Annotated in this window: 11 protein-coding genes; 4 read left to right on the top strand and 7 right to left on the bottom strand. The window is 39.5% G+C overall.

What is annotated here, in order from left to right; all coding sequences use genetic code 11:
* Window positions 1-79: 79 nt before the first annotated feature.
* From V7K38_RS02800 to V7K38_RS02795, 3 genes are all read right to left on the bottom strand, one after another.
* Window positions 80-1,771: a DEAD/DEAH box helicase gene (locus tag V7K38_RS02800; RefSeq protein ID WP_334855260.1), complete on the bottom strand. Its 1,692-nt coding sequence runs from the start codon at window positions 1,769-1,771 to the stop codon at window positions 80-82.
* The gene (locus tag V7K38_RS29525) at window positions 1,771-1,980 is read right to left on the bottom strand and encodes an HNH endonuclease (protein WP_442940740.1); all 210 of its coding nucleotides are present in this window, start codon (window positions 1,978-1,980) and stop codon (window positions 1,771-1,773) included. Before V7K38_RS29525 ends, V7K38_RS02800 begins: the two co-directional genes overlap by 1 nt.
* Window positions 1,981-2,167: 187 nt before the next feature.
* Window positions 2,168-2,308 carry a hypothetical protein gene (locus V7K38_RS02795; RefSeq protein WP_334855259.1) on the bottom strand — a complete coding sequence of 47 codons (141 nt, stop codon included), beginning with the start codon at window positions 2,306-2,308 and terminating at the stop codon, window positions 2,168-2,170.
* A 79-nt stretch (window positions 2,309-2,387) separates the two neighbouring features.
* Here V7K38_RS02795 and V7K38_RS02790 point away from each other — a divergent pair, with 79 nt between their 5' ends.
* Both V7K38_RS02790 and V7K38_RS02785 read left to right on the top strand, forming a co-directional pair.
* Window positions 2,388-2,915 carry a Spy/CpxP family protein refolding chaperone gene (locus tag V7K38_RS02790; protein ID WP_334855258.1) on the top strand — a complete coding sequence of 176 codons (528 nt, stop codon included), beginning with the start codon at window positions 2,388-2,390 and terminating at the stop codon, window positions 2,913-2,915.
* A gap of 83 nt (window positions 2,916-2,998) precedes the next feature.
* Window positions 2,999-3,190: a hypothetical protein gene (locus V7K38_RS02785; RefSeq protein ID WP_334855257.1), complete on the top strand. Its 192-nt coding sequence runs from the start codon at window positions 2,999-3,001 to the stop codon at window positions 3,188-3,190.
* 311 nt (window positions 3,191-3,501) lie between these two features.
* On the opposite strand, the gene V7K38_RS02780 is transcribed toward V7K38_RS02785, so the two are convergent.
* Window positions 3,502-3,894 (bottom strand): hypothetical protein, encoded by a 393-nt coding sequence (locus tag V7K38_RS02780; protein WP_334855255.1) that lies wholly within the window; start codon window positions 3,892-3,894, stop codon window positions 3,502-3,504.
* 658 nt (window positions 3,895-4,552) lie between these two features.
* On the opposite strand from V7K38_RS02780, the gene V7K38_RS02775 reads away from it, so the two are divergent.
* Window positions 4,553-5,308 (top strand): cache domain-containing protein, encoded by a 756-nt coding sequence (locus tag V7K38_RS02775; RefSeq protein WP_334855254.1) that lies wholly within the window; start codon window positions 4,553-4,555, stop codon window positions 5,306-5,308.
* A complete protein-coding gene (locus tag V7K38_RS02770) occupies window positions 5,305-6,600 on the top strand; it encodes a hybrid sensor histidine kinase/response regulator (protein ID WP_334855252.1) in 1,296 nt (431 codons plus the stop codon). Before V7K38_RS02775 ends, V7K38_RS02770 begins: the two co-directional genes overlap by 4 nt.
* A 308-nt stretch (window positions 6,601-6,908) precedes the next feature.
* Here the strand turns inward: V7K38_RS02770 and V7K38_RS02760 are convergent, their stop codons facing one another.
* From V7K38_RS02760 to V7K38_RS02750, 3 genes are all read right to left on the bottom strand, one after another.
* Window positions 6,909-7,952, bottom strand: coding sequence for a sensor histidine kinase (locus V7K38_RS02760; protein ID WP_334855250.1), 1,044 nt, complete (start codon window positions 7,950-7,952; stop codon window positions 6,909-6,911).
* 6 nt (window positions 7,953-7,958) lie between these two features.
* A complete protein-coding gene (locus V7K38_RS02755; RefSeq protein WP_334855248.1) occupies window positions 7,959-9,110 on the bottom strand; it encodes an FIST signal transduction protein in 1,152 nt (383 codons plus the stop codon).
* Between the two features lie 314 nt (window positions 9,111-9,424).
* Window positions 9,425-9,607 carry a hypothetical protein gene (locus V7K38_RS02750; protein ID WP_334855246.1) on the bottom strand — a complete coding sequence of 61 codons (183 nt, stop codon included), beginning with the start codon at window positions 9,605-9,607 and terminating at the stop codon, window positions 9,425-9,427.
* Window positions 9,608-9,972 lie beyond the last annotated feature (365 nt).

The raw sequence follows: 9,972 nt of genomic DNA, 5'->3' as shown, positions 1-9,972 counted from the left end.
TACCCCTTGATGACCAAACCCCGGCATGAATTACGTCTACAATTGCAAACTGCTTAAACCGCAAGGGTTTCGGCTTTTCTTAGTGCCATTCGATATTGTCTATTGACAATGACCCGGTAGAACGCAATTCCTCAACTAGATCAAATTTGGGTATAGGCTGTGCCACTGGTTGTATAGTTGCACTCAGAAGAATCAAATCCCCTGGTTTTAGGGTTTGGGTATTGGTTAAGGTTAAGGTGGTTTCTCCAGCTTCATATTCACTGGTCAGTCGCGGTTTTTCGAGTATTGGCTCTACACTAAGGGATGGTGTTTCTCCGTAGCCAGATAAGGGAGCCGTGGGCATCCCTTCAATAAACTTTTGGAATAGTGGGCCAATCTCTAACATTTCATGAGTGACCACTACCCCCCAGTTTTCATGATTGTAGTCGGGGAATTTTCCTGGGGGTCGTCCTTGAACTCGACGAATTATCCGCCCAAATTCCTGCTCTGCGACAGTTAATGACCGAATGACACACAATGGCACACAGACGCTAGCCCATTCGTGAGAAAAACCTTCTCCCACCATGCTGCAATGTACTAGACAGATATATTCGCCACTAAAAAACTTTTTGTATACTTCTGTCGGTCGCCCTGCTAAATCAAATCCGTCTTTGTCACTATGTACTAACCCGACTTTCCCAGCTAGGAGATCAAAGCTCTCTAATAATTTAAACAGGCGATGAGCATGATTTATGTTCAATGCTCGGACGATCATCTTGTGGGGTTGTCCTGTTGCCCTTTTGCTTTTGAGAATGGACACTGCTTGTTGTAAGACTGGCATACAGAAAGCGTCTGCTAACAGAATCTGCCTTAACCATTCTCGGTCTGATTCGGCTTTGGCAAAGAAACCTTCTCTACTATATTCCACCTCGACTCCATTCTCTAACACCAGCAGTGCCCTTGATGTTGCTTCTTTATACATCAGTTTTTTAATTGGCGGCGGGTCTAATTTCCAGGCATCTTGAATGCTAAATTCAAAATCTGCCATCGGTGAATACCGCATGAGTTTAGAGCCAGTCTCTGATTCTGACTCAAAAGTGTTGTAGCGAATGTATGGGATTGGCTTGGAGTCCGAGCGGAATCTAGAACCTGTCAAAAATACCAGCATTGATGTCGAAAAATACTCAAATACCGTCCGATAACTACTGGCTGGACTGTGATGTGCTTCGTCAATTAGTAATAGCCCGACGTTTCCTGGATCAATATCTCCTCTGCTGACTAATTGCAACAGAAATTGTCTGTTTACCACCAGTAAATCAGCACTGTCTAAGTTAAAACCGTAAGATTTCCAATCTTCGGCACGTAGTTCTGCGATTTGCGGTGGCGGGACTCCTGGTGGCAGAATTCCTAAATTGTACAGTGGCCATTGTTCATAAACTGGGCAATGTCTGGAGTCTGTGGGAAAATCCTGTAGAATTCGCCCTCTGAGGGTACAGTTGTCCACCACGATCATTGTTTGGCGACCCTGCATATAGGGCGCTAGTACAAAAGGCAAGGAAGTAAGTACTGCTGTTTTTCCGGTTCCGACACCCATTACTAATAATGAAGCTCCACTGTTGGGACTCCTTCGCCTCGGTTCTAGTTCTCCATTCGCCGCTTGCTCCCAGATTTTCACTAGTGCTTCTTTTTGATGCCCAAACAGTTTCGTTTTTCCTGACATCAATCTTTCGCTCACTACTGGACTGTAGTGATTGAAATAGCCGACGGATTTCGAGAAGGGTGAATCAAACATTACACCGAATCACTTTTTTTCCGGTTACAAGTAGCACATAGAGCTTGACCGTTGTAGACTGCTGTCGCTCCTCCACGCGAATAGGGAATTTTATGATCGCAGTGGAAGTTCTCTATTGTTAATTTAACACCGCATAACTCACAACAATATCCCGATCTCAGTAAAATTAATCGCTTTTGAGCAAAAGAGAAACAACGGCGATGTCCCATAACTTTTTGAATCCATTCCGTCAGCAGAAATTTGTCAGAATATAGGAGCGATGCCCTGAGCTTGTCGTTGGCGTAGCCTCTCCAAGAGTTGGGTCACAATACTTAAAGAATCAGGAGAAAAATTGATGAATCAATATACCAATCATATTATATTCCTGATCAACTCTGATTTCTGACCGCAGCAACGTCAACGTCTCCTCTGCTTAGTTGGTGAATAGTTGAATTCTTCTGAAAGCAGTGTTGCTGGATGTTCGCTCAACAATTGAAACTTCCGTTCCAACTTTTGAATGGGCAGATCATTAATGACTTGAGTCATGGGTAGAATCATGACTTTATCCTCATGTGACTGAATTAGATAAGTTCTTATGATAGTGACATCGAATCAGGAAAAACCCACAAGACTTGTAATGAAATTCAAAATATTATCGCTAGTTGCGGGAGCGCTTGCTCTGACTTTATCTTCTTCCTCCTTTGCTGTTAATGCTCAAACAGCGTCTGCTTCACCCATGTTACTTGCACAAACTCCACACAAAGAAAGAGGAGATTGGAAAAACTTGGGTCTAACAGATGCCCAAAAAAGCCAAATTCAGGCAATTCGCCGGGATAGCCGCACCAAGATGTCGGCAGTTTTCACCCCAGAACAAAAGGCCAAGTTAGAGGCAGCAAAACTTGCGCATCGGGCAGAGTGGCAGGCGCGTAAGGCTCAGGGGCAAACAGGTCTTGGTCTTGGGCAACCAGGTCAGCATCATGGTCGCCGAAAAGGTGGTTTTGGTGACTTAAATCTGACTGTTGCACAGAAAACCGAAATCCGACAAATCCGGGAGTCTGAGAAACAACAGATTCAAGCAGTGTTAACCCCAGAACAACGCCAAAAAATAGAGCAATTCCGTCAGAATGCTCCGGAGCGTGGTCAACAAGGGAATCCCCAATCATAATCTTTCAAAAAATACTTAATAACTCTGGGGTAGCAGCTTCCACTTGAGTAAGTAGTAGTATTATTAACAAAACATTTGTAACTTTGCTTGCAGTTCATTTACTGAATAGTTGTTACTGTTATGGCTACTTCGGTCTATCAAGGCAGATAGATACTCTTGGTAATGGTGTTCTTTATAAGCGCTCATTTTTTCTCTGGGAAATTTGGGTGCTTTTACTGACTGTGCAAACGACATTACAGCACTTCCGCCAGACTAGTACAGCTTGGCGGAAGTAAGCAGACCATTAAAAGCTATGAAAATTCGGTGGAATACAAGGCTTAAAAATGGTCTGTATATTTACGCCGCACAGTAGACCCATCCTGAAATTAAATTAGCCTAAAAATATGATATATAATTTTATTTTTATACATTATAAAACTTGCCTTATATAGGTTTTTGGTATTTTACAGCATAATAAATCTTGTTGAAGTTAAAAATTTGAAAATCCTATTTTTTGTCTCTAAACTATCATCAACTATATCAAACCCTTATTGCTTCGTTGATTGAAGACATATACGCAGGCTTGAAAACCCTTGTATAGACTGGGTTAATTAAGGGGGGGTGTGGACGGAGTGCTAATTCCGTACTGAATCTGCATTCTAGCGGCATAAGCTGCATTTCTCTGCTGTTCCTCTTGACGCTTTTGTTCCCTCTCTTCTCGTTGCCGTTGCCGATACTCCAACACGTCTTGAGCAAACACAACATCAAGAGTATTCAAGCGGTAATATCGAACCCGTTTCCCATCCTCAAGTGGTCGGCGTGACTCATTAGACAAACCCAATTGCCAAAGGTACTGCCCCAAAATCCACATCGGCGATTCATCAAGGGGAATGGTGAGATTAAGGATACCTTTAACGTGAGATGCGTTGCGTTTGGAAAACTGAGCCAGAGCTTCAATCATCGCTTCATCCCCTTTACAGCGCTTCCGGCTATTATGCAATACATTTTTCCTTTAGCCCCTCTCCTATCATAGCTTTCAGCTTTGAGGATGTACCTCATAGCCGCCGGAAGTACTGTAACCCTCTTCTGTCACTCTCCGAAAACATTTGCCTTTTCTAAAATCTAGAGCTTTTGTATAGCAAGTGATGTCTACGACGGGCTACGCCTACGCGCGATTCTTTTCTAATAACAAATACAAGACCTATTTTTTTCTAATAGTATAGCTTGTATTGATTGCCTCATGAGGCTTACAGCGTTCGCCCTCCCGGAAAGTGACAGAAGAGGGGTAATCTCAACCCCAGCCATGAGATCGAGCAACAACAGCAGGTGGTGGGACAAATTCCCGCCCCTGATTAACATACCTTTAGTCGCAATAAGGAACGAAAATATAGGTATCACGAAATGATTATTGAGAATACAAATTTGTGGCTAATCCTCGGAAACCATTATTAGGAAACAATTGTAGAGATTTTTGTATGACCTGAATCCTTACCAACTACTGATAATGCACGACGGAACTATAAAGTTATTGATGATTTGAGGAAAAACTGTGAGCAACAGTAATTTGTTGGGTAATCTAAAGATGATCTAGAATTTCTTCTTGGCAAAGTATGTGATTAAGGAGCTAACCCCTGATACAAGCAAAATCCAGTATATCAGTGTCTGATAGAGTCAATTATTCCTCACGAAGTTTACTGATCCGATTGATTCTAGGCAGTACTACAATTGTAGTCAGTATTTCTGCTTATTTTACCTATCAAGCCGCTAGAAATCTGATGCTCAAAGATTTAAGACAGAGCGCTTTTTTAGAGGTACAGAGAGGGGTAGCTGAAATTGAGGAGTGGTTAAACGTTCGTCAAGTGGAGGTAGAAACCCTAGCTAATACTTCAACTGTACGTTCATTAAACTGGTCTGTGGTAGAACCCTATTTAAAGTCAGAAGTTAAGCGGATTAATGAATTTTTCCTTTTTCAAATAGCTAACCCAGATGGTTCATATTCCAATACAAAAGTTGGTCGAACAAATAAAAATATTCAGGATCGAGACTACTTTCAAAAAGCAATTGCAGGAAAGAGCAACATTTCTGATCCTTTCGTCAGCCGTTCTACAGGAATTCCGTTAATTGCGATCTCCACCCCGATCTGGTCAAATTCTGCTAGCAGTAGTTCACCGATCGGGGCTTTCCAGGGCAATGTGAGAGTCGATCACATTGCGAAGGTTGTCAATTCCCTGCAATACGGCACGAACAGCTATGCTTTTGCGATCAATTCCCAAGGACAAGCGATTGTCCATCCTAACTCAGCGTTAATGTCAACCTTCGCGCCATTTGCTAAGGAACTACGGCAACTAGCAAGACAATTTGATGAAGATTTAATCCTCAGTTTCTTGACTCAATATGCCGTGAAAATAGTATGAAAACGACTATTGGAGATCCTAAAAATTTTATCAATTACCCTCCTTCTAGGGGAATTGTTTTAGTCGTTGACGATAACCCTGCCAATTTACAAGTTTTATCTAGTTTTCTGGATCAGTCGAGCTTTGAAGTTTGGGCAGCACGGAGTGGAGAGAAAGCCCTTCAGCGATTAGAAAATGATGATTTACCTGATTTAATCTTGTTGGATGTAATGATGCCAGGTATAGATGGTTTTGAAACCTGTAAACATCTAAAAAGCAATCCTCGTCTCCAAGATATTCCGGTGATTTTCATGACAGCCCTCTCAGAAACTGCTGAGAAAGTCAAAGGTTTGCAATTGGGAGCCGTAGACTATATTACTAAACCTTTTCAATATGAAGAAGTCTTAGTGCGGATTGAAAACCATCTCAAACTGAGAAATTTGACGAAAACCTTGAGCGCTAAAAACGCCGAATTACAACAGACTCAAACTCAATTGATTCAAGCAGAAAAGGTAGCAGCATTAGGTCAACTGACAGCAGGAATTGCTCATGAAGTTAATAATCCCATCAGTTTTATAGCTGGGAACTTAAATTTTGTCGAACAATATGTACAAGAGGTGCTTAGTTTACTGCATCTCTACCAAAAATATTTCCCCGAACCACCAGATGAAATTCAAATCGCAATTCAAAAAGGCGAACTCAACTTTTTGTTAGATGATTTATCTAAAATTATTCAATCTATGCGAGTTGGTACAGAGCGCGTTACAGAAATTGTGTCATATTTGAACAATTTCTCTCGACATAGAGAAGCTGGTAAAAAACTAGCTAACTTACATGAAGGTTTAGAAAGCACATTACTCATTCTCGGACATCGGTTTGAACAAAAGGCTGATCATCCAGCCATCCAATTAGTCAAAGAATATGGAAAATTGCCACTTGTAGAGTGTTTTCCGGGTGAAATAAATCAGGTATTTATGAATTTAATTTGTAATGCAATCGATGCAATTGAAGAAATATATAAAAGTTCTAACCTGGATATAAATTATCAATATGGTGGGGTGATAAAAATTAAAACTGAAGTAGTTGGAGAGCAAGTTATTCTCAGAATTGCCGATAATGGTTCCGGTATAAACAAAGCAGAGTCAACAAAAATATTCGATGCTTTTTACACAACAAAACCCGTCGGAAAAGGAAGAGGGCTTGGTCTATCTATTGCTTACCAAATTGTGGTTAATAATCATCAGGGAAAGCTCACATACCATTCCCAATCACGTGAAGGTATAGAGTTTATCATTGAACTACCCATCCGTTGAAGAAGAATTCAGCTATTCACCAATTCCGGAGTTTCTGGCTCCGCTCTTGAATTTTGGTAAACTCACGTGTCAGGTGCGCCCAACATAATTGTCGCTGCTCTGAACTGACCAAATTGTACGCTCCATACAGCGCTTCCGGCTATTATGCAATACAGTTTTCCTTTTGCTCTCCTTCTATCATAGCTTTCAGCTTTGGGTATGTACCTCATAGCCGCCGGAAGTGCTATATACTTAGATTTTTTCAAAAATAAAATTGGATTGCTATATTTTTAATAAAATTAATTTGAATAATTGATAAATTTACCATTTTAAGAGATGGGAATACTGATGATAAATTCAGAACCTTCTCCTAGCAGAGATTTTACTTCTAGAGTTCCCCTATGTTTTTGGACAATTATTTGATAGGCAATTGATAATCCTAATCCTGTTCCTTTTCCCACAGGTTTAGTTGTGAATAAATGCTCAAACATTTTTTGCTTAACATCAGCCGATATTCCTACACCATTATCTTGAATCCGAATCAATGCGTGATTTGTATCTTTAGTTCGAGTAGTATTAATTGTAATTTGATTAGGATTTTTTTTAATGTCATCAAAACTCAATCCAGAATTAGACTCTTCTAAAGCATCAATGGCATTTGCCAGCAGATTCATAAATACTTGATTGAGTTGTCCTGGAAAGCATGGTAAAGGGGGAAGCTCACCGTAATTTTTAACTACTTGAATAGCCGGACGAATCTTATTATTTTTCAAACGATGCTTGAGAATAAGTAGAGTGTTATTAATACCTTCATGAAGGTTAAACAGAACTTTTTGTTCTGTATCTGATCTAGAGAAAGTTCTCAAGCTTTTGCTAATATTAGAAATGCGATCAGTGCCTTCCTTCATTGATGAAATAAGCTTAGGTAAATCCTCACGTATATACTCTAGATCCATCACTTCGATTGTTTCTTGGATTTCTTGAGATGTTTGAGGATAGCTTTCCTGATAAAGATCAATTAGATGTAACAAATTTTGAATATACTCTTGAGCCGGAGTCAGATTACCTGCTATAAAACCAACTGGGTTGTTAATTTCATGAGCTACATCGGCAACAAGACTGCCTAAACTAGACATTTTATTCTGCATTATCTGAAGATTAAGAAGCATCATTTCTAGTTCATGACTTCTTTCTTCTAAATTGCTTTGATATTCCTTTAATTCAGCAATTACTTTCCTGAGCAAATATTCTTTTTTTTGGTTTGTCTCTTCTAATTTTACCCGATCTGCCTCAGAACGCTCTAATTGCTTTTGGATAATTCTATTCACTTTTTTCAGTTCCTTAATTTCTTTTTGATAATCCCCAGTTTCCATCAGTTTCTACCGAGTTCCCAAAATTAAAGTTACAAATGTTTCATTGTGAAATTGCGTCTGACTGGTTCGATCTATAGGAGCAATTTCTCCATAAGAATAAAATCCACAACCAGGTAAATGGTAAGTCAGACAGAGTTTCGTATTCTGGTACTCTTCTTTTGCTCTCGTACCAAGTATTTGCCGACGAGCTACACATGAAAAAAATAAAACAGCACTTGGCTCTGCACCTGGATAATTATCTAAGGCATTCAGGAATGATGCTTTGGAAGCTCCCAAAATATCTTCATAACCTGCTTCTGCAATTTGAATTACAGCTCGATGGGGGATATCTGCAAAAAAGGTGATGCTACCAGATTCCTGATTGTAAGCAATAGGCGCTCTTATATAAAAATTTTCTCCATTCTGAGCAAATACTGCTAGAGGGTATTCAATTGAAGGAGGAAGTAAACCTAGATAATGATGATAAAAATCTAAAGCTGGCTTACCATCTATTTCATATAGTATGTTCTTATCTACCTTAGTCACTTGGCTTTTTTGACCGATGGGATGCCAACCACTTGCAACACCATGAGAGAACAATATTGTGCCCGAGAAAAGCAGAATTGGTACAGAATCACTTAATACTTCTGTTTGAAAAAACTGATAGGTATTTTGATATCTGGACTGATCGCCTGCTAAACCACCGAATATCGGGATATTTTGACCAAGAGCTAACTTTAAGCCATTCAATATAGATACACCACTAGTTGTAAGACTCTCTGGATGAGTTAAACATAGCCTTGGAGTTGTGGTACTTTTTGCTTTGGCTTGCTCTACGGCTTGTTTAGTTACAGAAATTGGATCGTCTGAAACTTTGCGTCCAACTCCTGCATAAATTTCAACTTCGTCTGAGCAAAACAACATTAAGGTGATTGAGTCTTGCTGAAACTCTAAGACTGAAGAAATTTCTCCATCTGTTGTTCCACCGATCAACTCAATCTCCGGAAAAGCCTGATGAATTTGCTGCAAAATAAGAGAATATTCAAAGCCAATTGCAGAAAAAAGAATCCCAGCTTTTGGTATATCGGCTCCAAGGGAACTGATACATTGTTGAAGAACTTCTTCAACTGCTGATAGAGAATCTGGATCGTTACTGTGACCTACTATTGTTTTAAACATAAATTTATCTATATTGAGTAAGAATGATTTTTCTACAAGATTATAGTTACCAAATTACCAGAGATATTTTCCTGATGTATTAATTTTCCATGAGAATACTAAGTAGTCTAGTAATAATCTCAAGCAAGCTATGGACGAAAAGAATCTCCAAGATTAAGCACTTTTTCTGCAAATGGGCAGACGCGGTTGCCAAAGACAATTTTTTCATCATCCTGCTCAATAACATAAAAATCGCCTTGGATTCGTCTTTTGAAATCAATCAAGACATCAGTAACCTGGTTAGGGGAAAGATTTGAGACTTCCAGAGCAGATTTTTAATCTTGGTTGATCTGCGTAGCCATCCTTTCACTAACTACACTAATAAATCCAGAAGCTTCTTCTAAGCCAACTAGATCCTGCAAAGTACCAGACAATTCTCTAATTAATGTATGTAAAAATATATCGCGTTCTAAAGAAAGATTAACCGGAGACATGGAATGATTAAGTGTATTGGTCATAAATTTTGAGAAGACAATATTGGAACTACAGTTATAGAGTTCCCCAAAATATCTATAAAGTAACTGCTTAATATCTTTCTTTAGATAATCGGGTGCTTGCTTTTATTTCTAATGAATTGTGATCACAATCACAAATTCTGAATTTTGTTATTGCGACAGTTCCCGATTTTGGAAAGTCTCTTCTAGCTTACATCCCATTCTCATCAGGGCAAACGCATCTAAATTACTCTTGATCACAACCAAGGTTAAGAACTAACGACCAAATCAGTATTTCTGATTTGGTTTAGTTTCCAAGACTCAAAGCGATCGCAAACTTCAGTGTCATGCAGCTGCGATCGCTTCCATGACATTGCATCAAGGACGAC

This window comes from Nostoc sp. (genome assembly GCF_036917465.1).
In the GTDB taxonomy this organism is placed as follows: Bacteria; Cyanobacteriota; Cyanobacteriia; order Cyanobacteriales; family Nostocaceae; genus Nostoc.
The sequence above is the reverse complement of the archived record's forward strand: the minus strand, read 5'-3'. Positions and strand labels throughout refer to the sequence as shown.

What these genes read in the sequence shown, in the direction of transcription:
- V7K38_RS02800 (WP_334855260.1), bottom strand. Translation starts at nt 1,771, where the DNA reads ATGTTTGATTCACCCTTCTCGAAATCCGTCGGCTATTTCAATCACTAC.
- V7K38_RS29525 (WP_442940740.1), bottom strand. Translation starts at nt 1,980, where the DNA reads ATGGGACATCGCCGTTGTTTCTCTTTTGCTCAAAAGCGATTAATTTTA.
- V7K38_RS02795 (WP_334855259.1), bottom strand. Translation starts at nt 2,308, where the DNA reads ATGATTCTACCCATGACTCAAGTCATTAATGATCTGCCCATTCAAAAG.
- V7K38_RS02790 (WP_334855258.1), top strand. Translation starts at nt 2,388, where the DNA reads ATGAAATTCAAAATATTATCGCTAGTTGCGGGAGCGCTTGCTCTGACT.
- V7K38_RS02770 (WP_334855252.1), top strand. Translation starts at nt 5,305, where the DNA reads ATGAAAACGACTATTGGAGATCCTAAAAATTTTATCAATTACCCTCCT.
- V7K38_RS02760 (WP_334855250.1), bottom strand. Translation starts at nt 7,952, where the DNA reads ATGGAAACTGGGGATTATCAAAAAGAAATTAAGGAACTGAAAAAAGTG.
- V7K38_RS02755 (WP_334855248.1), bottom strand. Translation starts at nt 9,110, where the DNA reads ATGTTTAAAACAATAGTAGGTCACAGTAACGATCCAGATTCTCTATCA.
- V7K38_RS02750 (WP_334855246.1), bottom strand. Translation starts at nt 9,607, where the DNA reads ATGACCAATACACTTAATCATTCCATGTCTCCGGTTAATCTTTCTTTA.